We start from the raw sequence: 24,789 nt of genomic DNA, 5'->3' as shown, positions 1-24,789 counted from the left end.
TGTTTGGTTTAGCTTCATAGGCTAGAAATGTAGAGGAAATTGCTACTCTAGGTTTCTAACTAATATTTTTGCACCAGAACCGAAATTTTTGAAGTGGATATGCCTGAAAAAAGGATGGAAAAGTTATAATTTTAAGATTCTGAAAGTTTGTTATTCTATAAAGAAACAGTCGAAATCGCTTGTTTATAAAGGAACATTTGCTTTCCATTACTTAAAATTTGTACCGAAAATTTATCAACAGCGATAATTTTTCCAGGTACTCTGACACCGTTTATTAGAAAAACCGTCACTTCTTTTTTTTCTTCTATTAACTTTTCATAAAACTTCTCTTGTGTATACATCATTTTGATGGTTGCAACTCCTCTCCTTTTTCGGAACGGTTCATAGCTTCTAAGAATACATATTCTTTTACTGTTAGCTCAACCGTTGGACAATATTCAACCTTTGATAATTCGTGAAATAGAGAAAGGTTTTTGTGTTGTTTTTGAATCATTTCATCTAAAGTGATTTCTCCTACACCATACTCAATTACTGGATTTAAAAATACGTCTACATCTATTAAACTTGGTTCAATTAGGGAAACAATCTCTTGTACCTTTGGTAAAATAATTGTTTCATAACGTTGTTTGAATAGTTCTAAGTCCTCTGGTGCGGGTTCATTCTCACATAGCTTTTTGAAAGACATTATACGAATGTCATTTCGTAATGAATCAATACGCTCATCATAAAACGCTTTGTCGAACCCTTCTTTGTCAGCAACATCATAATGAAGTTCTGTTTGTGATCTATGCTTTTTCTTATAAGAATCCATAAGGATTTTCTCTTTTGCATTAAACATCATGATAAAAACAGTACGCTCTAGATTCATGACTTGGTTTGCTACGCTTAATGTTTCATCTAACACTTTTGCGCGTTCTTCTTCACTTAACTTTTTTATAGAGGATGGAACAAGGTTTTTGACATTCTCAAATGACTCTGAATTTGTAATGTGTTGAAGAGAAAATTGAGCGACCTCTGGTAAACAAGGATCGGTTGTTTTGTCTAAGAGTAACAAATCTTTAATCGTTCGCACTGTATTTTTGATCTCTTTTTGAGCTTGGCGAACTTTTTCTATGCTTCTTTCCATGTATTCTGGTTGTTTAAGACGATTGAAAATGTATTCTCTTCTTTCTTCAAAATGTTGCTGTAAAAGTGACATAGTTGTTTCCCCCCTCTATTTTCTGAATTGATTTAAAATTCCTCTTATATTGTATCATTAAAGTTTATGAATTGGGGACGGTAGCAAGGTTTATTTGTAAAGACAAGGTTTGGAATTGCATATCAGACAATCAGCGATACATATTCTTTACCAAAGCAATTACCAAAGTAGATATCAATCTTATAACCAAAGGAACTATCATGGTATCACTATCAAAAGAACTCCTCGATTAGCACATGTTTTTAGTGGATTTTGAGTTTTGTTTATAGTAGGAGGAATGTAATGAGAAAAAGGAGGGGGAAAAATGAATGATTCTTATGAGATTATTGGTAATCAAATTAAATATTATTTGAGGGATGATCTAACGAGAGGATGGAACAACATACCTAGTCCGCGATTTCGAAATGTGAAAGAAATTACAGAATGGTGTGGAAGTTCAACAAATGAAATTATGTGTGGGTGGGATGCGCTTAATCAAAATGCGATGAGTACGACGGATACAACAGATTTCTTATATAGGTGGATTAGTTGGTATGTGACAGAACCATTTAGATAGTACAGCACAAGAAATACGAAAGTTACCAGATGAACTTGCGAGTTTCATAACAAATGTACCTGTTGAGACATTTGAACTCATTAAGAATACCTCTCATATGGTGTTAGATTGTATATGCTTTGTATTGGACTGGACTGGATACCAAATTTGTTAACGATATTCTTTTTTTAGGAGGGAAAACATGCTGAATCGAAAAGAAACAATTTCTTTTCAAGCCTTTATGGACCAATCTTATAAGAAGAAAAAGCAAACAAAAATGTATAGTATTGGCCCTATTAGTCCGTTCGCATTTTTTCATATGTCATCACCGCTTGTTCATACGTATGTAGCCCTGGGAATAGTAGGTGGCCTTACAATTGGAGCTGTTTTGTTAGAAAAATACTTAGTACGAAATGATTATATTTTTGCATCCAATCTCCTTTCTAATGGTCTGTATTACGGTGTAAGAATTGGAGGGATTGGGTTCATTGGTTATGTATTTATTCGCATTTTACTCATGTTGTAAGGAGGGTAAACAATGAAAGGATGGTTAAAAAAGAAAAAATATAAATATCAGTTAGAAGAAGTATTTAAGAAAGCGAAGCTATACGATGAGCACATTACACGAGCTGGAAAGGTCCCCATTTATCCTAAAATCCATGATGTTTTCGAAGGGAATGAAAGTGTACGGTACACTTTTACATTGCCAAACGGCGTTGATCCAGCTCAAATTCATAAGAAATGGTTTTGTTTTCAGCAAATACTAGGTGAAAATCTTATGATGGAAGGTAATATTAAAAAGTTTGTACTCCATGTATTTCATTCTAATGCAAGTTTACAGCCTTACGATTACAGTTATAAACAATGGCAACCATTATTAAAACAATATCGTCTTCCAATCGTGGTAGGTCGGGATCAATTTGGTAATACGATTGTGTATGATATGGTTGATTCAAACACACCACATTTACTGATTGCGGGAGAAACAGGAAGCGGAAAAAGTAGTATAGTACGTGTGATTTTAGCTACATTAATTCAACAGATGTCACCAGAACATTTACATTTGTACCTGGGAGATTTAAAAAATTCAGAGTTTCATTTTTTAAGAAGAGTGAAGCACGTGAAGTATGTTTGCATGGAAGAACATGAAATGACGAACATGTTAGCAAAATTATGGAAAGAGGTATTGCATAGAAGAAAGTTAATGGAAGAATATGAGCTAGGTCATATTGATGAATACAATCAAATTACAAGAGATAAACCCTTACCATATATTTTTATTGCCATTGATGAAGTAGCAATGCTACAGGACGAAAAGGAATGTGTCACCATAATAGAAAAAATATCAGCTGTCGGCAGATCGCTTGGTATCTTCCTCATGCTAAGTATGCAACGTCCAGATGCAAAAATACTTGATGGTAAGTTAAAGCTCAATTTGACGGTAAGAATGGGCTTTAAATGTGCGGATTTAATTAACAGTAACATTGTGGGGACGCCTGGATCAGAAAATTTAAGTCAATCGGGCCAAATGATTTTAAAATTAGATGGTTTAAAGAAGGTGCAGGCTCCTTATTTGGCATTGGACCAGGCGAAAGAAATAATAGAACCGTATCGTTTATCTAAAGAGCAAAGTATAAAGAAGGAAGAACCAGAGCATCAAGAAGACAAAATCTTTGGGGTGTTAGATGATGCTAACGAATAGAGATAAACAAATTATCGGTCATTTACAGCAATTTAGATGTATGTCGCGTGATGATATTATTGATCTTCATTTTAGAAATGTGAAAAATGCAGTAACATGCTGTAATACTGTTACAAAGCGGTTAAGCCGCGAAGGATATATTGATGTAGATACATCACAACGTCCATACGTGTATTTCCCTTATCCAAATACCATTCGTAAAGGAAGCCAAAAGATACGTCACTTTTTAGCGATTGTGGATGTATATAAGCAGTTATTACGAACCGAAAGACCGAAAATTTTTCAAGTAGAACCTAAATACAAAAAAGGTTATATGGAACCCGATATATTTACCATTTGGCGTAAAAGCCCATTTTTTATAGAAGTCCAGAACTCCATTTATAATAAGGCTACGATCCAAACGAAAATAAAACGTTATGAATCGTATTATCGTAGCATGGAATGGAAAAAAGAATCCTGGCAACCGAAACATAATATGGTATTTCCCTCACTTTTAATCCTTACTGATCTCAAATATCCAATCTCTAGTTCTAATTTCCGTATTTTTCAAGCGCCCTCTATTCAACATTTTCTTGCACAAGTACAACAACCTAAAGACATTTCGGTTCAAATAGGTTCAGTCAAAGCAAAATTATGAAAGCACAAGATACTGTTTCTTGTGCTTTTTTGTGATATGAAGCATAAGTTTTCCGAAACGGCAAGCTTATGGTTCTTTTTGTTTGCGGCAAACTTATGCTTCCTGTAGCTTTGAAATAAATTCGTACCGATTATAAAAAAGTTGATCGTTTTATCCCTTTGGGTTTACTTATCTATAGGGATATTTTTATTAATAAAAGAAACATGATATATAAACTGAATATAAAAACATTTTAATCCTTTAAAAATATTCCATAATTTAGTATTGTTTAAATATGGAATATTTTGTTTACATGAAAGGGGTAACTATATGTTTTTACAAAAATATAAAGGTTTGATTATTGGGATAATTGGTGCTGTTATAGGGATATTATCTTTCTTTTATCTTAAAGATTTAGATTATATGTATAGATTGGGTCTTAGATTATTTTCTATAACATTAATAACTATAGGATGGATTATTGTCGAGAATTCGAACCATTTCTATAAAAAAAAGGATAATGGTAATGTATAGATGTTACTATTCCCAAATTTTTTTGCGTTTTATTAATCAGAGAATCACATAGGAAGGTTAACATGTGTAATTTTAATCAACCATTTTTATAAAAACCAATCTTAAATCTACTGGAAAAGAATCTATTATAAAATCAACGTTTGTAGCATGTTTTTGATCAAACTTTATTACAAACAAACAGCATTCACGGCAAGTTTATGGGTTAATAATTAATCCACGGCAAAGTTATGCTTCCATTTTCTTTGAACAATTAGATAAATATCTTCTAAAATAAGTGAATTCCGGCAAGTTTATGCTTCCAATTGCGGCAAACTTATAGGTAAAGTGACATTTTTACATGTCCCAAAAGTCATTGATTTTGGCATGAGGATCAATTTTTCTAATAGCATTTAATAGCTTTTTCATGATTGCAGGTTGGGGGACATAGTCTGTATCTCTACACGCTTTACTGATGGTTTGAACAGAAACCTTTGATTTTTTTGCTAGTTCCTGTTGTTCAATTCCTTGTCGATCTAACCATCTTTTTAATTTGGTCCTATTTTTGCGGAAAAACATTTATCTCACTCTCCTACTCTCAATTTTTTTATTTACAATTATGGACAGAATGTTAAGTTCATATACAAGTCAATTCGAATTAAATTTAAGTAGGAGACAAGATAACAAGATTCATAGAGTATTTACACGAACGATTTATTGATAATTTCACTTGGAATGAGGTATACATACAATGCAAAGATTTGACTTACGCATCATACAACAAATCTTTGCAAGGCGCTTTCCAAAATAAAATCAAATTCATCTAATTTTAGAGAACATGAATAAGGGCAGTTTTGTTTTACTCGTATAAGGTAAGTAAATGAAAAATGGATAAACAGAAAGGGTTTGTACATATTACATTTTGAGTATTAACTCAAATTTGTATTGGGGTGTGAAATGATGACAGGTTTATTCGTTGTATTAGGATGCACGCTTGTATTTTTTCTTGTAGCACAAATTTTCACGCCACCATCTACCTATAATCCAAACAATAATACCCAAAGGGCGAAATGCTCTAACAAATTAGAGAAGAAAGTATACGATGCATTGCGCTTTAGGGGATATCATCCGATTGTGCAATATAAAGTACCGAATAAACGTTTTAAGTTAGACTTTGCATTTTTTTCTCCAAATGGTTTGAAAATAGATGTAGAAATTGATGGGCCTTTTCATCGAACACCAGAAGGAATAAAACGAGACAGAAGAAGAGATAAATACATGAAAACAAGTGGTTGGAAAGTGATTCGTATTACTAATATTTCTTTAAATAATGGATTTGAAAAACAAATACTTTTGTTGGTGGCAACATTAAATGAATTAGGAATAGAACCTTCTACAAAATCAGAACTTGTTTTGTTAGAAGAAAAATGAAGACGTATGATGAAATTATCATATGTCTTCATTTTTTGAAAAGAGCTTAGACCAGAATCCTGGTTTTTCTTTTGGAGCATTAAGAACTTGTTTACTTTCTTTTAGCTCTACGTGTAATTGCTCAATTTGTTTGGATTGTTCTTGTAATAGTTTTTTTTGCTCAATCATTTCATCTGAAATGACACCTAACATTTGCTTTAACTCACTATTTTCTTGTGTTAAACCCTGTAACACACTCATTACATTTTCATAACGCGTTATATGATGCTCATTTTCGGCTGTGACGGGGGGCGTAATGGGCGCTAAATTATTGGGAGGATTCATTGATATAATAGCATTTGCGGCATCATCAAGCGTCATAGACTTACTTTTACTTAATTCTTGTATTTTTCTTAGAATTATAACGTCCTTGTCAAAAAAACCGCGTTGGTCATGGTCGTTACGGTGGAAGTTATAGCCGCGGTCTTCTAATAAACGGGCATACTTACGTATAGTTCCTTCTTTAACTCCTAATAATTCAGCAACTTCGCGGGTCCAGTAAACATTTTGTATATCTGTTACGGCGTCATGTGACACGTCACATACACCTCCTTTTCGGATAATATTATACACTTTTTAATAGAATCCTTGTGTATTTAATAAAAAAAGAGTCGCTCTTATAAAAGAACAACTCTTTCTAATTGAATTATGCATATGGATCATCTTCTAAATCATTCAGTTTATTCCATGATATATTTTCTTCTTCATCATTGGATTCCCCAGGATTCGTTATCTTTTGACTTGTTTCGATATGCGTTTGATCTGAAACAGGTGTATGGACAGTTTTTAAATCTTCATCATGATTAATTGGTAAAGGCTGTGTTGCGTTATCTAATGCAAATGTATATTTGCGTGGTAAAATTTCCGCTACATCTGTAGTACCAATTTTTTTATGAAGTTGTTGCGCCGCATACAAAAAGAACATTGTAAGATCACTTTGCTTGTTAATGAAATCGATCATTTCAGGTGAAATGTCTTTTTTGATATAGACATTTGCTCTATCACCAGCTTTGTATATTTTACGAGCCATTATTTTTCACCGACAGGAGCAAGCGCTTTTTCTTTTAATTCTTCAAATCTCGGAGAGCATGTGTACACAAGTAATCCGCGTGCATTTACGAAAAGTGGATCTTTTAAGAAAATAACGTTTGTTAAACGGCCTTTTTGTTCTAAAATTTGCTGTAGACTTTCTTTTACAATTGCGGCACCGCCACCATAAATGAATACATACGGATCATCTTTCATATCATCAATTTTATTAATAATATCAGTTGCAATTCGATTTGCTAAACCTAATAATGCGCCACGTGATGCCTCTTTTAAACGAATATGACGAGGGTGTTCAGAATCAAGATAAATTGCATTAAATTCAGCAATACTGTCTATTGTCTTTTGTTTATTGTTTAAGTTCCAAACATTAATAATATCAAGTAAAGTTTCTTTAACTCCATATGGTAAACCACGACTCATTTTATGTTTAAAGCTAACACCATGAGAAACAACTTCTTCTGTCGTACCAGCGCCAATATCGAAAGATAATATTGTTTTGTCAACAAAGTCTATTTCAGTGGTTTTATCTTCTGTAGTTTCTACTTTTCTTTTAATTGTTTTACCTTTTTCATCATAAACGATTCCCCATGAACCCGCCGCGCCTTCTGGTAAACACTTGCAAAATTCAACTTGAATATTAACTACTACTTCACGTCCGCTTGGGTGGTGGAATTTCACCGTATGATGATTCATATAACGTTCTACAAATTCTTGTGCTGTTTGAGGCGTGATTGTTGCGACAGGTAATGCAACAGATAGATCATAAGTCACATCAATTTTATTTTTATTTGGTTGTTTTTTCATAGCGTTAATTGCTAAACCAGCTAATGTAACAAGGAGCACAAGATCATCTTTCGATTTATCAGATTTCTTTTCCATTTCAATACCCTTAATATTTTCATCAATCACTTTTTGACCAATAATGTAGCGTATGTTGTTTACTTGTAGGGTAGGTGATGAAATCGTCACATCAATGTTATTTTCTAATTCCTCTACAGAAATATCTTCCTCACTTAAAATATTCGTTATTTCTCCAATATGATGCGCATAAATACTTGGTATGAATAAAGGATTAAGACCTAATACATTTAACTTTAATCCACTGTTTCCCGCGTCGCCACCAGCTTTAAGAATTACCATATATAAAAACCTCCTAAAGATTATTTTTATCGATTAACTTAATTCCATTATATGCTAAAAACGTTTAAAAAGTCAATACAATTACATATGAATTAATACAATTTAATACAAGTCAATACAAAATAATCGGCAAAAATCCATAAAAATACAAGTATTTTCGTATTGATTCATATTCACTTGTATTCATTTGTATTGACTTTTATTGATTTCTACAAGGTTTAATTATTTTTGAATCGTGGGGCTGACTGTCTTTTTGAAATAATCCATCTGTTACCTATTTTTTTTGATTTTACTTCTCCCGCGGCACATAAATTTTTTATTGTTCCTGGTGGCATACCCCACTTTTCGGCGGCTTCTTCAACTCCCATAACCTCTTCTAATGGGTCGCTATCATCACTATTGTAATTAACCACTAATAGACGTAATGTTTCTCCTGGGGCACTTGTTTTTTTTAGAAATTGCTCCCAGACATCGTCTGGAAGCCTAAATTTTCTTTGCATCAAAATCCCTTCCTTTCAATTTCGGATTGATACTGCTTTGCCAGCTGATCCGCATATTTTAAAGCCAGGTGACGTTCTCTACCTGTAAACATTTTTTCATGTTTATAAAAACCGTACACCCATTCATTTTCTATATAATCTGTACCAACGTTTGGGCGCATTTCTAGTTGTACATGGTATTTCACATGATTTGTATCATAATTTCTTCTTCTCACAAGTGTAACAACACTTTTAAATTGAGTATTTGCAACAGTTTGAGCATGCTCGTAGATATCCATTTGATAATTTTTAAGTTTTTTTATAATTTCTTCTAATCTTTCTATATCCCGATCCACCATATCACTATAACTCTTTAATCTTTTCATATCATAGATATGCTTGAATTTTTCACAATTTGCATTTATATACATGTGGGCATCTCCTTTTTTTAGAAAGATAAGAGGGGGAAACCCCTCTTATGCTTCAAGTTTCGGCTTGTTTTTCTTAATTCGTTTTACCTCGTGCATTGATCTGATTTCATCGAGCGAGAAGTCTTTGTTATGAAACTTCTTGTACTCTCCTTCATACCAAAACCAAGCCTTTTTCTTAAATGCCCATTTAAATCCAAGTTGTTTTAATTCAGTTTTCAATGAGTAGGTGTTGCCCGTGATCCAAATCCAGGTCCCAATGACCTCAATTTCAATATCGTATTTTATAAGTTCGTCTATGATGTTTTGGTATGCTCCATTGTTTTGTTTCCCAGAGTTACTATGTAGTTGTTCAAAAAGTCTGTCATACTCTTTCTTTAATGCGATAAAGTCTTCATGTTTCCCGCCACAATCGGGATGGTGCTTTTTAGCTAGTTTCTTATATTGCTTTTTCAGTTCCTCTAAGGTAGTGACACTTTGAAAGAATTTCATGGTCAACAGCTCCTTTTCAATATTTGAATGCGCTAGCGCATTTCTTAATTTCATTTTATCATGCGCTAGCGCACAAAACAAGTATTTTTTTACTTATTTTGTATTTTTTAGAAATGCTTTAAAAAGTTAACAAATAACATAAAAAAGCCCTGGTGCAAGTAAAACCAGGGCTTTTTTATCGATTTATTCACGTGATTTTTCACTAATATAAGTCTCTTTATATTCATTCCCTATACGAACTAACATCAATGTATTTTTTAAATCAGAAATATTTTTTGGTAATGAAGCTCTTAATTTGCCTGTTAAATTAACAATGACAACTTGACTTAGTTCAAGTGAAAAATCAATAAATTGTTTTATATGCTCTCTTCTTAAAGGGTTATTTTCAATTAATTTATCCATGTTTTTCATAGCCTTTTTAGTATTATGACTATATATATTATTCCTTTGAGTATACAACCAGTCTAAGCTGTTATTTTTTTCGAATTGTTCATATTCTTGTTTTTTTAATTTAAAAAAGGTTTCTGGTGTTGATCCGCTTACTATCAATTCAGTTGAAAAATTTTTATACTCCATACATCGATCAAGAAATTTTTTAACGCTAATTGCATCTTTGTTTTTAGTGTTATCATACAATTTGGACACGACTGCAAACGTTGAAACTACTAATGAATTATAAATGTAAGAATAAAAAGCAGAAGAAACTCTTATCTCATCAAAATATTCCACTTTTTCTCTTTCTAATTGCATCATTATTTCATAAAAGTTATTTGCTTCAAATGATTGTTGGTAAATTTCTTCCGCAAGCTCTAATAACTGCTCTTCTGTCATAATGTCCCCTCTATATCTATCTTTTTGTTCATTATATCACAATTTAAAATCATTCCATTACGGGGTAGCACCCATGTTATTGCTGTTTATTCCAGAATTGAACATATCTATGTAGGGCCTCAATGCTTTTTAATCCCAAATACGATTTTATTTCAATGGGTTTCATGCCATTCTGTAGCGCATTTAGTATAAAACGGTTCCGTAGCATGGTAGGCGTGACATGAATTTCAGCGCGTTTCACTTCTTTCTGTAACATGCGTTGTACAGCGATTCTAGTTAAAGCGGCGGGTTGATCTTTTTCATAGTCCCAGCGGAATGTTTGCGGGCCGAAATCAAACGCCACAAAGAAGGGGTCGCCTGTTTGTTGGCGCGGTCTTACAAGGTTAGGAATCTTGGTGTAATAAGATAAGGCAAGTTTTACATGCTCTTTTGAAAGAGTAATAGATCGTTTATGGGCGTGTAGCCCTCCTGGGGTAATCGTATTGGTTCCAAAGTGTACATCATGCATAGAAAGCGTAAGTATGTCCTGGATGGATAATCCGTAATCTAACATGAAATGAATCAATAAAAGGTTACGTTCTAGAATAAACTTTCTTCCTGACGCCTGGTAGTCGGTTAATCCGTTATAACTACGCATGACGCGGAATAGCTTTTTAATTTCCTTGTCCGATGCAAAGTGTTTAGAAGTCAGTCCAGGAGGGGAGACATCACTTTTTAAATCTTGGCCCGCGCCATGAAATTGTAAAAAGTTAATCAGAATGCCCCGTACACGCTTCACATTAGAAATTGACGCGCTACGTTCCTTTTTAAGAGCTGTTAAGTACCTAACTAATACATTTGCATCAAAAGAACGGAAAAACGATTCTGGGGGCGATTTGACGTGTTTCTGAACCCAGGATGTAAAAAGCGTGAGATCGTAGCGGTATTGTTTTACTGTGGAGGATTTACGGCCGTGTTTTAACAGATCAGAAAGGAAAACATCAACAGAAAGGTCCCAAGTCATGTTTATATACTCCTTTGTCTTAAAAATTGTGTACCGCAATTATAAGCGAGAACCATACAAACAAGCAATAAGGGATTCTAGGTCGTGATGTTTTTTTTTTAGGGGTTTGTGCTGGATGCAGGAGCCCGGACATTGCGGGTCTATGCGGGGGCATATGGGCCTGGCTAGACAGGGCTTGCAGTTGCGATATAGGGCAATATATAGATGTATTGGAATGAGTGGAAGGCGAATGATGGGCCGATGTTGAGGGAGGACGATATGCTAGGAATGGGAATGGCCGCCGCCCCGCCTACGTAGTTTTATGAAAATCTGCCTGGCAACGGAATCTGATTCATAGCTGAATCAAGATACCCTTACCAGGAGAGCTTCGTTTTTCTTTTACTTTATGTATGTAGAAAAATACTAGGGTTCATGTACATAACACCTGCTTTACGCTTATGCCGAAGCGATGCCGCTTTTCACAATGTATACACCACATAAGAATCACATTTGCATCACTTTGAGATAATATAGACATCAACATTTTTGCTGTATGTTTAGATAAAATTAGAAATGATAGTAAGTAAATGATCATCATGATATGTAGGTAAATAAGCGAATAAAGCTAATTATAAATAGTATGGTTGTTCGGAAATATGATGAGTAACTAAAATACTGTAGATTTATATATTAAGTGAAGAACAGATTCTTATTTTCATATTTAGATCAATTTTGGGATGTTATTTAGAAGTAAAAAAAGAAACTTCCGATATAGGATACTTTTATTAATAAATCTTGTTTTAAAAAAAATTAAAACTATTAAATACATTAGGATTTATTTTTGCCCAATGAGCCTTACTCTCACAAGGGATTAGAAAATTCTTCTTATTTAATTACTGATTTAAGAGCAGGTTCAATTCGAGTGTAAATTCATAGTGGATTTGTTGTGAAAAACGCCCTTAATTTATAAAAATATAATAGATTGATAATGTGTTTAATCTATTAAAATAAATAATGGCATGACAAAAAGCCTTGTTAGAGGTGAATTTTTTGAACAAGGCTATAAAACAATTATTTTTTTGTGGAAAATGAGATTTAGGCGTTTGGATCAGTCATTTTTTTGAATAAATCCATTGATGGTATGAGACTCTTCATTGTTTTTCCAAATGCCATATTTGTTCTACGTTCTTTTGTTTGTTGCTCTCTACGCTTTCTGTTTGCAGTTAGCTGTTGTGTGTAAATTTTCATGAAATGTGCAGGCGTACTTACTTGCGATTTGTTTACCTCAAACATCTGTACACAATCCTCAAAAGACTTTCTTGCTTGCCAATCTACGTTTGGCGGCATACGCAATGCGATTGTATAAGCATCTTTTTCAGTAATGTTTGTGTCTTTACTTAAGATGTATATATAAAGTCTCTTTTGATCTTCACTCATAAATTCATCCATTTCGTGGAATCGTAGTTCTAACTTTTCACCCAAAGTAGGGGCATTCTCTGGCTCTTTTTCTTCTACTTCTTCATTTATAGGAGCAACAGAATCCAATATATCTATTCCCTGGCATGTAGGCACAGTTGGTTTTTCGGCTTGATCTGTAGGTTTCTCCTGTTTTTTACTTAGTTTTTTAGATAGAAACTTTGTAAATGTAGCAAAAATTTCAATTGAAAAAGCCCATTTTTGCTTAAAATATTCAATGATTTTTAAATAATTGGTATTGAGGCTTAATATGTAAATAGATGGTGCAATCCTACCATGACGTCTTGTTTTGATTTGATGGCATACTTCAAGGTCCTCTAACCAATTCAGAATAAAGTTGATGATCGGCACAGAAATACCCGATTTTTCACTGATTTGATTTTGTCTCATTTGAGAGTAGCCTTCTTGTACTAGGTAAGATAAAACAACTTCTAATGCCTTATAGCGGCGTGGTGTTTGTTCGAAGTATTCTTTAGTGGTTTTACCTTCATACTCGAACAGAATAATATCAATAGCTTTAATTACTTTTTTAACAGATTTATTGATAGCACCTGTAGGAACATGAACAAGGTTTGGACTTAATTCTCGTTTTGCTTTACTTAGCAAAAAGTTATTTAGTAGCATGAAAAAACCTCCTATTTTTCCCACCTAAAATAAACAGAAAAATGCTGGAAAAACAGAGGTTCTATATTCACATTACATATACAATATGGTATAATTTCAGTATCAAGTATGATACTAAAAAAAATCATATAAATTTTTTATGTGAATGAACCCTGTTAGGGAGCTTTTATCTGGTGTCGTCGCCAAACTTCAGCCAGATAAAAGCTCGAGGTGGGTTTATTTTTTTTTGTTGTTATATTTGTATTGTAAAACGTTCCTCGCAAAATATCAATAAAAGATGAATAAAACCTATTCGAAATTCCAATAAAAATTTTCAGAATTTTCAGTTTTTATTTTTTCAACCGTGTTGGTAAAGATTCGTAATATTCTAAAATAAAAAACATGAAGATATGTTAAAATTTTGTAAAGGGCTAATAGGGTTTAGTGAGGAGGAATTGTCACTATGAACGAGATCATTACAAAAGAAACTACAATGAAACATCTTATGGATGAAATATCGCAAAAAATAAACGAAAAATATACATTACGTAAAATAGCTAAATTATCGGGGGTAAGTAGAGAAAAAATAACTAGGGCAATTGAATGTAAAAATAAATATGAAATGAAATTAGACAGCTTTTTAAAAGTGGTTAGTATCTTATATGACAATTTAGAGGTAAGACGTCAAAAAATTAATACCTTTATACTCTTAATAAAAAGTCCTTTGAACATTAGGAAAGCCTTGTGTTATTCGCATGTTTCTGGTGATTATGAGATTATAGATGTATTAATAAAAAAACATATTAATACCGATAGTGTGAGTCAGTACCTATTAATTTATGATTTATTTAATCGAAGAAATAAAAATGAAATTAAGGGGCAAAAAATAGTTGATGAAATTAAAAATTTAAAACTTTCTTCTAACGCAGAGTGTCAAGCGTTATCAAATTTGCTTTATACTGTGGCTATGTATGATGAGGACGAATCAAATGCAGTCGCTCCCTTTGCAAAAGACGCGGAAAAATTTATAAAAGACATTAAACAGACATATATAAAAGATCATTTATATATGCAATATAGAGAAAGGCTTGCTTATATATATTTGTTGAGTGACAAAATTGATAAATGTAGAGAAGTCTGTGAATCGATCTTAAAATCAGATTTAGAAATTCCGATGATTAAGGCTGTTGCAAAAGGGTGTTTAGGGGAAAGTTACATATATGAGAACCCTTTGAGAGCAGAAATCTACATAGAATCAGCTTTGGAGCTTCTTGATAATATCCATGTCCCTAGAAAATCTCAAAAATATTTTGCTTTTAAAACAACATTGGCACATCTTTACATTGAAAATAATTTTAATCTTCATAAGATTGATTTTAATTATATTCATATTGGTGAACATGCTCATTATGAATGTTTACATGGAGATCGAGAAAAAGGGCTTGCAATGTATAAAGATTTGGAACAAAATGGATTTAGTGCACATCAATTATATTCTTATTCAAAAGTAATTGGAGACATACAAGGTTTAAAAGAGGCATTAATATCTTTTGAAAGATCTGGAAACTTGTTTTATGCTAGAGGTGTGAAACAAGCGCTATTGAAAAGCGAGGTGAATTTAGTTGACTAAATATTTAATGTGCATACTACTTGTTTTAGGGATTTCAGTAACTTCTTTACATAATGAACCTGTTGAAAAGTTTGCTAAGGTTCAAGATAATCCCTCTTTAACTTCATCTTATATGATGGTAGACCCTGGGACCGGTTGAGTGTAAATTTAAAAAACTGAATTTTAAAATGATTAGACGCTACTTATTGTAGCGTCTTTCGTACTTTGTAGGGGGTGGTGCGATTTTTGATTCTGTAAAAAAAATACACCACCTTGACGCTGATTCTTAAATTATAAGAAAAGGATGTGGCATTGTCATGGAATTAAATGTTCATTGGTTAGAGCAAAACGTTAAGAATAATTGTTGTACAACTGATGTATATACTATTTTCAACCTATATATGGACTTAATCCAAATATGTAAACAAGAAAGTACAGGGGAAAATATAGAAAAGACAGGCTAATTTAAACATAATTATTTTAACTAATCTTATTTGATCTTTTTTTGAGATTTAAATTCATTCATATAGGCGATCAATTTTTTCTCTAATTCAGCTCTATGCTCATCTGGAACGCTTATGTATGTTTCAAATAAATTCTTAGATAAGCGCGAGATGAGCTTTAATGTATCTTCATCCCTAACGGCCGCTTCTGGATTCAATAAATCATTTATACTTACTTTATAGTATGAAGTTATATTATTGAGCGTGGAAATATCAGGCTCTCTGAATCCATTTTCCCAGCCAGCATAGGTACTATAGGGAGTATTTAATTCTTCTGCGATTTTTTTGCGACTTAGTCCCTTTAATGATCTTAGTCTTTTTAAGTTTTCTTCAAGTGGTTTTAGTACATCTTTTTTTTCTAAATTTTTTATCATATCTAGTTTTTGATTTTGTATTTCTATAGAATCTGATGAAATTATTTGTGTATTAACTAATTCATCAATAAGAAGGTCATAGTAAATAGAAAACTTTTTTAAAGATAGCAAATCTGGTTCCCTTAAATCATTTTCCCAATTGTTATAAGCATAATAAGAGATATCAATTTTGGAAGCTAGCTCTTTTTGAGTTAGCTTTTGTGAGTTCCTGAGATGTTTAAGGTTTTGTCCTAGAAATGTATTGGCCATAATTAAACTCCTTTGCATGGATTTTAAAACGAAATTGCGTTTTTGAATAAAAATTATTCATTTTGTGTTGACTTTCGGCTTTAAGCCGAATACAATGTAATTAAGGGAAGGGAGGGTGAAAAAATGCTAGCGTCACATGAAAACAAAACCGTTGTACGAGAATACAGGGAATCCAAAGGTTTAAGTATTAAGGAAGTTTCCAAAGGCGCTAAAATTCCAATCGGCACATTATATGATGTTGAAATTGGAAGAAGGAGCCTGAAAGACAATAAAGCTAAAAAAATAGCTGATTTCCTTGAAGTTCCGATCGAGAAACTTTTCAGACCAACATATTATCGTGCAATATCCATCACAGAATGAATAAACCTCATGTTATTGATCACATCTATTCCTACTAAGTGTATTGTAAATGAAATTCAGCTAAAAGACGAAATAATTATGACTAAAGTATATTGTTCTATATTTAGAAAGGTAAAATTCTGAATATTCTGTCCTTTGAAAACTGAATAATCCTAAAGGAGCTGTAAAAAATGATTTTGAAACGATCGTATCAAACACTACTACTCTTTACGAGTGTACTTTTATTTGTAATGAGCTTCTTGATTCCACTGAATCAAGCCAGTGCGGAGGTAATCAATCGAGAAAGGTATCAGATGGATTGGGCCTATAGTCCGCAGTATGGGAAAGATATTCGTACAGAGCTTCTAAAGAACGCTAGTGGTCAAATCGCGTATTGTCTGGTATACGGTTTAAAATCCCCAAATGGAGAAGATTTACCCGAAGCGGGCAAAACAGATGATGTATCTTATCGTATCTTAATGAATGGGTACCCGCAGAACACACCAGAAAATTTAGGTGTTTCCACATGGCAAGAAGCCCATTACGCAACGCAATTAGCTCTTTGGAATGCACTTGGCCAGATTTCCGTTGATGAATTACAGTTCAAAAATGCGGCTGTTGAAAAAGCGGCAGAGAACATCATTCATGCGGCAAATCAGAGCCAGGATACACAAGATGTCTGGATGAACGTCATTCCAACGGATAAACAAGAAGCACAATTAAACGGTGAATATTTTGAAACAACAACATACAACGTTCAAACAAATGCAAAAAAAGGTACATTTCAAGTGCAAATGAACAATGCACCACAAGGCACACGTATTGTCACAGAACAAGGTGAAGGGAAAGAAACATTCCAACTAGGAGAAAAGTTCCGTATTCAAGTACCAAAATCCTCTAAGAGTAGTGAACTATCTCTAAAAGTCGTTTCAAATCTAACAAATATTCATGCAGTCGTATATAAAGGAACAAGTACGATTCAAGATGCAACTGTACTATTAGAGCGCAGTACAGAACAAGTAAGCACAGACTTACAAGTATTCTGGAAAGCAAATGGCGCCTTAAAAGTGATGAAAGTGGATGAAAACAAAAAGCCACTACCAGGCGCAGTATTTGAAATCGCAAACAGCAATCAACAAGTTATGGGAACGATTACAGCTGACAAAAACGGTATCGCTGAAATGGGTAACTTAGAACTTGGCACATACACTGTAAAAGAAGTGAAAGCACCTGTTGGATATGTGTTAGATGCTACACCAAAGCCTTTTGAAGTGAAAACAGGTGAAGTTGCTGTTGTTGAAATGAAAAATGTACAAATCAAAGGCAATATCGAAATTAAAAAGGTAAGTGATACAGGCAAGATTCTCCCAGGCGTTGAATTTACAGTATTTACGCCAGAAGGAAAGGCAGTCACAAAAATAACAACAGATCAAGAAGGGATTGCGAAAGTAAATTCTCTTCCGTTTGGAAAGTATTACTTCCAGGAAACGAAAGGATTAGAAGGTTACTTATTAAATCAAACAAAGTATCCATTTGAAGTAAAAGAGCATAATCAAATACTTACGTTTGAAGTGAAAAACGATCAAGTAAAAGGAAATGTACAGCTCTTAAAAGTAGATGAAGACGGAAAAACGAAATTAGAAGGTGCTGTTTTTATCCTAGCTGATGAAAAGGGTAAGAAGATCAGTGAGCATAAGACAGACAAAAACGGGTTAATCAAAATTGATAATATCCCATTTGGAAAGTACCAATTCATCGAAAAAACATCACCAGCGGGCTATGTACTGGTAAAAGAGCCGATTCCGTTTAGCATCACTGAAAATGGAAAAATAATTGAGCTGGTTGCAAAGAATACGAAGATTAGAGGATCAATTGAAATTACAAAAGTAGACGTAGCCGATGGAAACAACAAGTTACCAGGTGCAGAGTTTACGATCTATAACGAGCAAGGCCAGGAAGTCGTGAAAGGAAAAACGAACGAACAAGGTATTGCGAAGTTCGATAAACTACCAGCAGGAAAGTACACATACAAAGAAACACTTGCACCACAAGGTTATGTGTCACATGAAGAAACATTCTCTTTTGAAATTAAAACGGATGGTGAAATTATTAAACACACCGTAAAAAACAAAAAGATTGAAGGTAGCTTAGAAATTACAAAAGTAGACGTAGCCGATGGAAACAACAAGTTACCAGGTGCAGAGTTTACAATCTATAACGAGCAAGGCCAGGAAGTTGTAAAAGGAAAAACAAACGAAGAAGGCATTGCAAAGTTTGAAAAATTACCAGCTGGTAAATACACATATAAAGAGACATTCGCACCAGAGGGATATTTAATCAATGAAGAAACATTCTCCTTTGAAATTAAAACAGATGGTGAGATTATCAAACATGTTGTAGCAGATCAGAAAAAAGAAGTTCCACCAACACCAGAAACGCCACAACCAGAGCAACCGGAACAACCACAGCCAGAACAACCACAACCAGAGAAGCCACAAACACCACAGGTCATTGAAAAACCTGTACCAACACCAGAGAAACCACAACACATTGTAAAACAACCACAACCGATGAAAGAACAACCTAAGAAAGTAGAAAGTCATTTACCAACAACAGGCGGCAAAGCTGAAAATCCATATTGGAAATGGATTGGTGTTACATTTGTCGTTCTTGGAAGCATCCTAGCTGTTTACGCATTTAGAAAACGTAAGAATCAAGAAGTGTAAAACACTCTCAACTGATAAGGGAGGGCGGGATCAAATGTGCATATTTGATGTACATTATCAAATCAATGATAGGAAATATACGAAATCATATTTACTTGCATTGGTGGAAGATGGGTTTCAGTTGCGAAAAAATATCCAACATGTTCTATTCAAAGAGCACCAACAAGAAATTAAGATTCTTTCTACAGATTTAGAGGAATTAGATTTAGTAGCTTTATAAAAAACTGATACGAATGGAAAGGTGAGATTGCTATGTGTGGAACATTTATTGGAAGAAGTGCACAAATCCCATCATTTATAAAACCAAAATGGTATGACATGAGTAAGTCAAATTCGATTGTCATAGAGAATGAAGGGAACAAAATGAATCCTCAATTTGTATTTGGAGAAGAAAATAGAAATATCCTGGTACGAGGTGGTACAGGAAAAGGAAAAACAGGTTTGATGAAGCAACTTCTTACTCTTGTCATGGCGGATAATCAACAAGCGACTGTCTTAGATGGGGATGGAGAGTATAAAGAATACGAAAAAATGGGTGCTCAAATTGTCACTTTTACATCAAAGGATTCTTTTCTAAGCCAAACCGAAATAGAAACATGCAAACAATCGGATGTCGTTATCATAGATGAAGGATTAAGGTTGTATTCCAATAATCCAGAGGGATTCATCAATCTTTTAGAAGAACTAGAGGAACTGAATGTAAGAGTTTTCGTGAGTTTTCAAGCGATACCAGAAGAGTTATTGCACAGATTTGATGTGTATTTAGAATTAGACCCACTCATCGCTTAAAACTATACAATATTTCTATTTAACGATATAGAACGATAAAACAATACAGGAGGTTTTTTTATGAAACCAATTAAGCACATGCGAAGTAAACGCGGTTTTTATATTGGTAGAGTTCCACATACAACACATACACCTTCAACAAATAATCGTACAAAAGAATGGACGGGAAGAATGGGAAAGAGCATGATTTTCTCTTCCCTCTTAGTCACATTAGACCCCTATAAAAAAGCGCACAAATCATAATATTCACGGGAGGACATTCAGTGAATATCCTCCCAACTTAAAAGGAGGAAGCAAGATGGGAAAACAAGCGTATCAAAATCGTCAAGAATGCTGGGAAACGTTCTGGAAAGAACAAGTAACGGTAGATGGTGAATTAGATATCGAACAAGTGAAGCAAGAACTCTTCAACTATAAAACACTCTTAGATCAAATTAATCAACCTCAAAACGGGATCATGCAACCTCAAATCTTGATTCAATTAGCCGCAGAAGAACGCACAGAAAAGCATCGTGAAAAACGATTCGCCCTTGCATAAGGCCATTTCAAGGATAGAAAGGAAGTGAAGAAGTGGCGCACAGCAAGCTCGACAAAGAAATTGAAAACTTCATAGAAAAGAACTGGAAAATGCTCTTAGGTATAGGAGCTATTGCATTTGTCTGGTTTTCTAAAGAAAAAATCCTCACAGAATTGATGAAGCTGGTGCCAACCGTAGTCGGTGTGTTTCGCGGGATTGCCTTGCTGATCCTGTTAGGAATTGTTATACGGATTGTCTTACATGGCATCTATTTATATCTAGAAAAGAAGCGGTATCGATACGTATTATTCATTCCGCACATAGATGATGAGGTCACACCAGATAAACTAGGGCAAATGATTCGGCATGTACATGGTTCGGGTCGAAAGCCTTTAGAACGTCTGTTAAAAGGTCGCGATTGGTACCGCATGACGATGTATCGTCCAGAGGGAGAAAATGAACGTGTTCGCTTTTATGTAGGTGGTCCAGAAGATAAAATCAAACAGGTTGTGCAAGCCATACAAAGCGCCTATACCCACAGTGAAATTTATACCGTCCAAAAGGAAGAAATGCCATTTCCAACAAGAAAAGCGGTAGGAGGACGGATGGTATTAAAGAGAAAGCGGCTAGATGCCACATTATCACTAGCGCGCTATACACGTGATGTATTACCGATGTTAGGAAGTGCAATGGAAGAAAAGACATGGATTGATGTTGCTTTTACACCAGATAACGGGTATCAGCTGACAAAAGGGATTCGAAAAGCAGAAAAGGCCATTCGAAAGAAGAAAAAGCATGGGCTAGATGCTTTTGAAAAAGAAGAAATTCGTGCATTAAATAAACGGTTTGCCAAAAATGAAGTGGCGTTTCAAGTATCTGTTTCATTTGCAAGTGATTATTATCCTGGTGTACCTGTTATTAAGCATTTAGGACATATGGTAGCAAGTATTATGGCCGATGTGAATGAGCTTAGATACAGAAGGCTTAGACGCAGTATGCCAGCTGTACCACATCCCGTATACGGGAAAATGATATGGACGGGATCAGAGCTATTAAACTTGTTCCATTTTCCTAACGTAACAGGGGATAAAAACAGCAAGACAGAGCGCAACATCTTGTATCTAGATAAAGGGGAAAACATGATACCGAATGATTTATTGGCCGAAGGCATTTCAATTGGCCATGTGATGCATCCCTATATCAAGGATCGATTAGTAAAAATTCGAGAAGACTTTTTCAAGAATCATGGTTACATTACGGGGAAAGTTGGGTCTGGTAAAAGTACCATTGCCATGAGATTGATGCAAAGTGTCATTGATAAATGGCTAGAAAATCCGAATGAAGCGGGTGGATTGTCTCTATTTGATCCGACCGAAGATTTGGCATATGTAGCAATGAATCGACTATTGAAAGCGGAAAAGGATGGGAAAGAAGTGGATTGGAGTAAGGTTCACTTTATCCGTTTTCGAAACACAGATCATCCGCCAGCTTTGAATTTGTTTCATCGTTTTTCAAATGAAGATATCCAAACAGTGGTTGAATCCATTATGGAAATGATTAAGTTAATGATTCAAGGGCAAGCACAACAAACAGAACGATTACTAAGAGCGACTATTGGGACGTTACTTTGTGATAAGAGTCAAATTCATACCATTTTAAGCATCCCATTATTCATTAGTGATGAACTATTTCGAGCAAAAGTAATCGCCAATTTACAAGGGCCAGAACAAAAATATTACTCTCACTTTTGGAAATATGAAGTAGGAAGCGCATTAGAAGACAGCACACAGGCGATTTTAAACCGATTAGATATTTTCCGCAATACGCTGTATTTAAAGCGTATGTATGGGCAAACGGGCTTTTCCTTAGAGATTCGCAAATGGATGGATGAAGGCCACCTTATCTTTTATGATTTAGCGGGCATGGGAAAAGAAGATACATTACTGACAGTCGGTTACATTTGTAACCAATATCACCGTATCGCCCAACAGCGGCCGCATGGTTCCAAACTACATTTAGGAGTGATAGATGAAGCGCATGACGTTCCAGTACCCGTTCTTCCTAAAATTATTGCGAAGGATCGGAAGCATGGATTTGGATTATGGGTGATTACACAGCAAGTTTCGGGACAGTTAGACAGAGAGTTAACAGACATGTTAACAGAAGCGGGCGGAAATTACTTTGTATGTAGGCAAGGTCATAATTCCGCAAAAACGTTAGAGGGCATTATGCAAAAGCAATTCCGTACAGAGTATTTGCAAAACCTTCCTAACTTAGTTGTAGCCATACAAACACAAGATTATATCAGAGGTGAGGCAAAAAATGTGTGGTGTACCATACGTGTTCCACCATTAGACCGATACCTACCAAATGGAAAAGCGGCGAATTATAAAAATGAAAAAGAAATTCACGCATCAAATGAATGGACCAAAGCAAAGATTCATTCTTTAGAGCAACAAAATGGGAAAGCAGGATTAGAAATCGATAAGGAAATTGATGAGTTCCTATATGGAAAAGGCAAGTATCAACAAGCCGAAAAAGTCAATTTAACCAAAGAAGAACCTGTTGTGACATCGGGGCTAGATGAATTAGAAGAAAAATTGTCTTCCAATGAAGAAATGAAAGAACCTGTTTCGGAAACACAGCAAGTCGAACTCACACATCAAGCGCAAATTATCCCATTCCGAAAACAAGCTACGACAACAATAGAAGTAAAGAAAGAAGATAAGCCAGTAAAAGAGCCTGTTATAACAATCGAAACAGAAAATGTAGAAATAAAAGAGGATACACCACAAGAAGAAGTGAGCATTTTCGATATGTGGGAAAAGGAGTAAGGGACATGGGAAACATTTTATTTCAAATTTCAGATGAACAACTACTCATGAGTTTGCATACACACATCTACTTGGATATTGAGTACATTCATCAAAAGGTGTATGTAGATTATACAAAAAAATCTGTAACAAATCGTTTATATAAGCTAGAGCAAGCGGGCTATATCCGTTACGAGTATTTACCTGTTACTTCACCACGAAACCAGAAACGAAAATTTGCGAAACCACAACGAATTTATACGTTAACACCAGAAGGAGTCGAGATGGTTCGTGGGTTTCGAGGGGAAGTACATTGGAAAAATAGTTGGTCCAAACGTTCAGCATCCTTTGTGTATCACAGTTTAATGTTAGCGAAAATTGAATGTGCCATGACATTAATATCTAAGCGAGAAGGAAAGTTGGAACTAAAGGAATGGATCAATGAACCGCGGGCAACGTTTCAATATGCAAAAGGAAAAAATCGTGTTATACGCCCAGATGGGGTTGCGGTAATTGGATTAAAAGAAGCAATCGATAAAAACATCGGTGTATTCATGGAAATGGAACGATCTTATGGATCAAAAGAAGTATTAGAAAAAAAAATTATCCGTTATAACGACTTCATGACACAAGAAGGAAAAAAGGCAGACTATCGGATACATGCTGGTATGGGATATGAAATACCGATATGGCGCCTGGTATTTGTTGCAGGTAGTGAAAGTAGGGAAAAAGAATTGATTCGCTACTTAAAAGGGGTAAGTAGTCCAGAAATTCCAGTGTATATCACACTGTTTCAAGATATATTACAAGACCCATTCGGGAATATTTATCGGAATATTCAAAATCCAAGTGAGAAAGTGAGGTTCTAAGAATGTGTTTCGGTTTATTTTATCGATAAGCGCCAGTATTTTTCTGTTAGTTGTCTTTTCAGATTGGTTATTTGAAAGAGTACCAGGATCAAGAGAAGCCTGGGAAGCGGTAAAAAGTAAAGTGGTGGAAATTTACTATACGCAAGGATGGGAAGGCGTGTTACTTCTCTTCCTGGTGGTAGTGGGAATATGGAAGATGGCCGATCATAAGGGGGGATGACAATGGATATATTGGAAGGTTTGGAGTTTGTAAGGGAGTTTCGGGCTACAGATGGAACGTCTTTTGAAGTGGGGAGGGATGAAGACAAACGGTATGTGGTTCATGCTAAATTTCCCTATATCACAGGCAGTCAAACGAAACTCAACAATTTTATTAATTATGCAAGAAACGAAATAAAAGATGAATCAACAGCGGTTGGCATGGCGTCATTTGCTTGTGATTGCTACGAACGATCTTTACGCCAGTACCGAAATTGAAAGGGGGATGAA

Annotated in this window: 29 protein-coding genes and 1 pseudogene; 17 read left to right on the top strand and 13 right to left on the bottom strand. The window is 34.6% G+C overall.

The genetic code is table 11. From position 1 onward, the window contains the following. Positions 1–155: 155 nt before the first annotated feature. Positions 156–344, bottom strand: coding sequence for an RNA chaperone Hfq (gene hfq, locus B5P42_RS14030; protein WP_113734458.1), 189 nt, complete (start codon positions 342–344; stop codon positions 156–158). Continuing rightward, positions 341–1,198 (bottom strand): hypothetical protein, encoded by an 858-nt coding sequence (locus B5P42_RS14025; protein WP_113734457.1) that lies wholly within the window; start codon positions 1,196–1,198, stop codon positions 341–343. Before B5P42_RS14025 ends, hfq begins: the two co-directional genes overlap by 4 nt. A gap of 304 nt (positions 1,199–1,502) precedes the next feature. On the opposite strand from B5P42_RS14025, the pseudogene B5P42_RS14020 reads away from it, so the two are divergent. The 5 genes and pseudogenes from B5P42_RS14020 (at position 1,503) to B5P42_RS32665 (ending at position 4,585) form a co-directional block, all read left to right on the top strand. After that, a pseudogene (locus tag B5P42_RS14020) lies at positions 1,503–1,925 on the top strand (hypothetical protein). A 10-nt stretch (positions 1,926–1,935) separates the two neighbouring features. Beyond that, positions 1,936–2,259 carry a hypothetical protein gene (locus B5P42_RS14015; protein WP_113734456.1) on the top strand — a complete coding sequence of 108 codons (324 nt, stop codon included), beginning with the start codon at positions 1,936–1,938 and terminating at the stop codon, positions 2,257–2,259. Between the two features lie 12 nt (positions 2,260–2,271). Further along, positions 2,272–3,435, top strand: a complete 1,164-nt coding sequence (locus tag B5P42_RS14010) for an FtsK/SpoIIIE domain-containing protein (RefSeq protein ID WP_113734455.1) — start codon at positions 2,272–2,274, stop codon at positions 3,433–3,435. Then, positions 3,419–4,072, top strand: a complete 654-nt coding sequence (locus B5P42_RS14005; protein ID WP_113734454.1) for a replication-relaxation family protein — start codon at positions 3,419–3,421, stop codon at positions 4,070–4,072. Before B5P42_RS14010 ends, B5P42_RS14005 begins: the two co-directional genes overlap by 17 nt. A gap of 309 nt (positions 4,073–4,381) precedes the next feature. After that, a complete protein-coding gene (locus B5P42_RS32665) occupies positions 4,382–4,585 on the top strand; it encodes a hypothetical protein (protein WP_000479685.1) in 204 nt (67 codons plus the stop codon). Positions 4,586–4,918: 333 nt separating this feature from the next. Here the strand turns inward: B5P42_RS32665 and B5P42_RS13995 are convergent, their stop codons facing one another. Next, positions 4,919–5,140 (bottom strand): helix-turn-helix domain-containing protein, encoded by a 222-nt coding sequence (locus tag B5P42_RS13995; protein ID WP_113734453.1) that lies wholly within the window; start codon positions 5,138–5,140, stop codon positions 4,919–4,921. A gap of 381 nt (positions 5,141–5,521) precedes the next feature. On the opposite strand from B5P42_RS13995, the gene B5P42_RS13990 reads away from it, so the two are divergent. Beyond that, positions 5,522–5,992, top strand: coding sequence for an endonuclease domain-containing protein (locus B5P42_RS13990; protein ID WP_113734452.1), 471 nt, complete (start codon positions 5,522–5,524; stop codon positions 5,990–5,992). A gap of 18 nt (positions 5,993–6,010) precedes the next feature. Here the strand turns inward: B5P42_RS13990 and B5P42_RS13985 are convergent, their stop codons facing one another. From B5P42_RS13985 to B5P42_RS13945, 9 genes are all read right to left on the bottom strand, one after another. Continuing rightward, positions 6,011–6,568 carry a MerR family transcriptional regulator gene (locus tag B5P42_RS13985; RefSeq protein WP_113734451.1) on the bottom strand — a complete coding sequence of 186 codons (558 nt, stop codon included), beginning with the start codon at positions 6,566–6,568 and terminating at the stop codon, positions 6,011–6,013. Between the two features lie 109 nt (positions 6,569–6,677). Beyond that, positions 6,678–7,061: a hypothetical protein gene (locus B5P42_RS13980; RefSeq protein WP_113734450.1), complete on the bottom strand. Its 384-nt coding sequence runs from the start codon at positions 7,059–7,061 to the stop codon at positions 6,678–6,680. Then, complete coding sequence (locus B5P42_RS13975; protein WP_113734449.1) at positions 7,061–8,221, bottom strand: ParM/StbA family protein; 1,161 nt, start codon at positions 8,219–8,221, stop codon at positions 7,061–7,063. The genes B5P42_RS13980 and B5P42_RS13975 overlap by 1 nt, the downstream gene beginning before the upstream one ends. Positions 8,222–8,439: 218 nt before the next feature. Next, positions 8,440–8,721 carry a helix-turn-helix domain-containing protein gene (locus B5P42_RS13970; RefSeq protein WP_113734448.1) on the bottom strand — a complete coding sequence of 94 codons (282 nt, stop codon included), beginning with the start codon at positions 8,719–8,721 and terminating at the stop codon, positions 8,440–8,442. Further along, complete coding sequence (locus B5P42_RS13965; protein WP_106103939.1) at positions 8,721–9,131, bottom strand: hypothetical protein; 411 nt, start codon at positions 9,129–9,131, stop codon at positions 8,721–8,723. Before B5P42_RS13965 ends, B5P42_RS13970 begins: the two co-directional genes overlap by 1 nt. A 45-nt stretch (positions 9,132–9,176) precedes the next feature. Continuing rightward, a complete protein-coding gene (locus B5P42_RS13960; RefSeq protein ID WP_113734447.1) occupies positions 9,177–9,620 on the bottom strand; it encodes a molecular chaperone DnaJ in 444 nt (147 codons plus the stop codon). Between the two features lie 183 nt (positions 9,621–9,803). Further along, positions 9,804–10,451, bottom strand: coding sequence for an AbiU2 domain-containing protein (locus B5P42_RS13955; RefSeq protein WP_113734446.1), 648 nt, complete (start codon positions 10,449–10,451; stop codon positions 9,804–9,806). Positions 10,452–10,527: 76 nt separating this feature from the next. Continuing rightward, positions 10,528–11,454 (bottom strand): tyrosine-type recombinase/integrase, encoded by a 927-nt coding sequence (locus B5P42_RS13950; protein WP_113734445.1) that lies wholly within the window; start codon positions 11,452–11,454, stop codon positions 10,528–10,530. A gap of 1,074 nt (positions 11,455–12,528) precedes the next feature. Next, positions 12,529–13,533: a Replicase RepFR55 gene (locus B5P42_RS13945; RefSeq protein ID WP_113734444.1), complete on the bottom strand. Its 1,005-nt coding sequence runs from the start codon at positions 13,531–13,533 to the stop codon at positions 12,529–12,531. Between the two features lie 442 nt (positions 13,534–13,975). Here B5P42_RS13945 and B5P42_RS13940 point away from each other — a divergent pair, with 442 nt between their 5' ends. Beyond that, complete coding sequence (locus tag B5P42_RS13940; protein ID WP_113734443.1) at positions 13,976–15,142, top strand: AimR family lysis-lysogeny pheromone receptor; 1,167 nt, start codon at positions 13,976–13,978, stop codon at positions 15,140–15,142. Between the two features lie 469 nt (positions 15,143–15,611). Here the strand turns inward: B5P42_RS13940 and B5P42_RS13935 are convergent, their stop codons facing one another. Next, on the bottom strand, positions 15,612–16,247 hold the full coding sequence (locus B5P42_RS13935) for a helix-turn-helix domain-containing protein (protein ID WP_000024067.1): 636 nt from the start codon (positions 16,245–16,247) through the stop codon (positions 15,612–15,614). Between the two features lie 123 nt (positions 16,248–16,370). Here B5P42_RS13935 and B5P42_RS13930 point away from each other — a divergent pair, with 123 nt between their 5' ends. The 10 genes from B5P42_RS13930 (at position 16,371) to B5P42_RS13885 (ending at position 24,777) form a co-directional block, all read left to right on the top strand. After that, entirely contained in the window at positions 16,371–16,607 is a 237-nt protein-coding gene (locus tag B5P42_RS13930; RefSeq protein WP_000881200.1) for a helix-turn-helix domain-containing protein, read from the top strand. Between the two features lie 170 nt (positions 16,608–16,777). Then, the gene (locus B5P42_RS13925; protein WP_113734442.1) at positions 16,778–19,312 is read left to right on the top strand and encodes a SpaA isopeptide-forming pilin-related protein; all 2,535 of its coding nucleotides are present in this window, start codon (positions 16,778–16,780) and stop codon (positions 19,310–19,312) included. A gap of 34 nt (positions 19,313–19,346) precedes the next feature. Beyond that, positions 19,347–19,532, top strand: coding sequence for a hypothetical protein (locus tag B5P42_RS13920; protein WP_016099495.1), 186 nt, complete (start codon positions 19,347–19,349; stop codon positions 19,530–19,532). Between the two features lie 32 nt (positions 19,533–19,564). Then, positions 19,565–20,101 (top strand): type IV secretion system DNA-binding domain-containing protein, encoded by a 537-nt coding sequence (locus tag B5P42_RS13915; RefSeq protein WP_113734441.1) that lies wholly within the window; start codon positions 19,565–19,567, stop codon positions 20,099–20,101. A gap of 60 nt (positions 20,102–20,161) precedes the next feature. Further along, entirely contained in the window at positions 20,162–20,344 is a 183-nt protein-coding gene (locus B5P42_RS13910; protein ID WP_000802606.1) for a hypothetical protein, read from the top strand. A gap of 55 nt (positions 20,345–20,399) precedes the next feature. After that, entirely contained in the window at positions 20,400–20,639 is a 240-nt protein-coding gene (locus B5P42_RS13905) for a hypothetical protein (RefSeq protein WP_098618151.1), read from the top strand. A 32-nt stretch (positions 20,640–20,671) separates the two neighbouring features. Next, on the top strand, positions 20,672–23,452 hold the full coding sequence (locus B5P42_RS13900) for a type IV secretory system conjugative DNA transfer family protein (RefSeq protein WP_113734440.1): 2,781 nt from the start codon (positions 20,672–20,674) through the stop codon (positions 23,450–23,452). A gap of 5 nt (positions 23,453–23,457) precedes the next feature. Next, positions 23,458–24,300, top strand: a complete 843-nt coding sequence (locus B5P42_RS13895; protein ID WP_113734439.1) for a replication-relaxation family protein — start codon at positions 23,458–23,460, stop codon at positions 24,298–24,300. 4 nt (positions 24,301–24,304) lie between these two features. Beyond that, positions 24,305–24,520 carry a hypothetical protein gene (locus B5P42_RS33115; RefSeq protein ID WP_113734438.1) on the top strand — a complete coding sequence of 72 codons (216 nt, stop codon included), beginning with the start codon at positions 24,305–24,307 and terminating at the stop codon, positions 24,518–24,520. 2 nt (positions 24,521–24,522) lie between these two features. Further along, complete coding sequence (locus tag B5P42_RS13885; RefSeq protein ID WP_113734437.1) at positions 24,523–24,777, top strand: hypothetical protein; 255 nt, start codon at positions 24,523–24,525, stop codon at positions 24,775–24,777. Positions 24,778–24,789 lie beyond the last annotated feature (12 nt).

Origin of the sequence: Bacillus sp. SRB_331, assembly GCF_003264175.1 — a bacterium.
In the GTDB taxonomy this organism is placed as follows: Bacteria; Bacillota; Bacilli; order Bacillales; family Bacillaceae_G; genus Bacillus_A; species Bacillus_A mycoides.
Note: the sequence above shows the minus strand (reverse complement) of the source record. Positions and strands in the feature narration are given on the sequence as shown.

Coding starts and splice junctions, on each gene's coding strand:
- B5P42_RS13950 (WP_113734445.1), bottom strand. CDS start 11,454: ATGACTTGGGACCTTTCTGTTGATGTTTTCCTTTCTGATCTGTTAAAA.
- B5P42_RS13925 (WP_113734442.1), top strand. CDS start 16,778: ATGATTTTGAAACGATCGTATCAAACACTACTACTCTTTACGAGTGTA.
- B5P42_RS13895 (WP_113734439.1), top strand. CDS start 23,458: ATGGGAAACATTTTATTTCAAATTTCAGATGAACAACTACTCATGAGT.
- B5P42_RS13990 (WP_113734452.1), top strand. CDS start 5,522: ATGACAGGTTTATTCGTTGTATTAGGATGCACGCTTGTATTTTTTCTT.
- B5P42_RS13945 (WP_113734444.1), bottom strand. CDS start 13,533: ATGCTACTAAATAACTTTTTGCTAAGTAAAGCAAAACGAGAATTAAGT.
- B5P42_RS13910 (WP_000802606.1), top strand. CDS start 20,162: ATGAAACCAATTAAGCACATGCGAAGTAAACGCGGTTTTTATATTGGT.
- B5P42_RS13940 (WP_113734443.1), top strand. CDS start 13,976: ATGAACGAGATCATTACAAAAGAAACTACAATGAAACATCTTATGGAT.
- B5P42_RS13995 (WP_113734453.1), bottom strand. CDS start 5,140: ATGTTTTTCCGCAAAAATAGGACCAAATTAAAAAGATGGTTAGATCGA.
- B5P42_RS13915 (WP_113734441.1), top strand. CDS start 19,565: ATGTGTGGAACATTTATTGGAAGAAGTGCACAAATCCCATCATTTATA.
- hfq (WP_113734458.1), bottom strand. CDS start 344: ATGATGTATACACAAGAGAAGTTTTATGAAAAGTTAATAGAAGAAAAA.
- B5P42_RS14005 (WP_113734454.1), top strand. CDS start 3,419: ATGATGCTAACGAATAGAGATAAACAAATTATCGGTCATTTACAGCAA.
- B5P42_RS14015 (WP_113734456.1), top strand. CDS start 1,936: ATGCTGAATCGAAAAGAAACAATTTCTTTTCAAGCCTTTATGGACCAA.
- B5P42_RS13930 (WP_000881200.1), top strand. CDS start 16,371: ATGCTAGCGTCACATGAAAACAAAACCGTTGTACGAGAATACAGGGAA.
- B5P42_RS13955 (WP_113734446.1), bottom strand. CDS start 10,451: ATGACAGAAGAGCAGTTATTAGAGCTTGCGGAAGAAATTTACCAACAA.
- B5P42_RS13960 (WP_113734447.1), bottom strand. CDS start 9,620: ATGAAATTCTTTCAAAGTGTCACTACCTTAGAGGAACTGAAAAAGCAA.
- B5P42_RS32665 (WP_000479685.1), top strand. CDS start 4,382: ATGTTTTTACAAAAATATAAAGGTTTGATTATTGGGATAATTGGTGCT.
- B5P42_RS14025 (WP_113734457.1), bottom strand. CDS start 1,198: ATGTCACTTTTACAGCAACATTTTGAAGAAAGAAGAGAATACATTTTC.
- B5P42_RS13970 (WP_113734448.1), bottom strand. CDS start 8,721: ATGCAAAGAAAATTTAGGCTTCCAGACGATGTCTGGGAGCAATTTCTA.
- B5P42_RS14010 (WP_113734455.1), top strand. CDS start 2,272: ATGAAAGGATGGTTAAAAAAGAAAAAATATAAATATCAGTTAGAAGAA.
- B5P42_RS13980 (WP_113734450.1), bottom strand. CDS start 7,061: ATGGCTCGTAAAATATACAAAGCTGGTGATAGAGCAAATGTCTATATC.
- B5P42_RS13965 (WP_106103939.1), bottom strand. CDS start 9,131: ATGTATATAAATGCAAATTGTGAAAAATTCAAGCATATCTATGATATG.
- B5P42_RS13920 (WP_016099495.1), top strand. CDS start 19,347: ATGTGCATATTTGATGTACATTATCAAATCAATGATAGGAAATATACG.
- B5P42_RS13935 (WP_000024067.1), bottom strand. CDS start 16,247: ATGGCCAATACATTTCTAGGACAAAACCTTAAACATCTCAGGAACTCA.
- B5P42_RS13975 (WP_113734449.1), bottom strand. CDS start 8,221: ATGGTAATTCTTAAAGCTGGTGGCGACGCGGGAAACAGTGGATTAAAG.
- B5P42_RS13905 (WP_098618151.1), top strand. CDS start 20,400: ATGGGAAAACAAGCGTATCAAAATCGTCAAGAATGCTGGGAAACGTTC.
- B5P42_RS13885 (WP_113734437.1), top strand. CDS start 24,523: ATGGATATATTGGAAGGTTTGGAGTTTGTAAGGGAGTTTCGGGCTACA.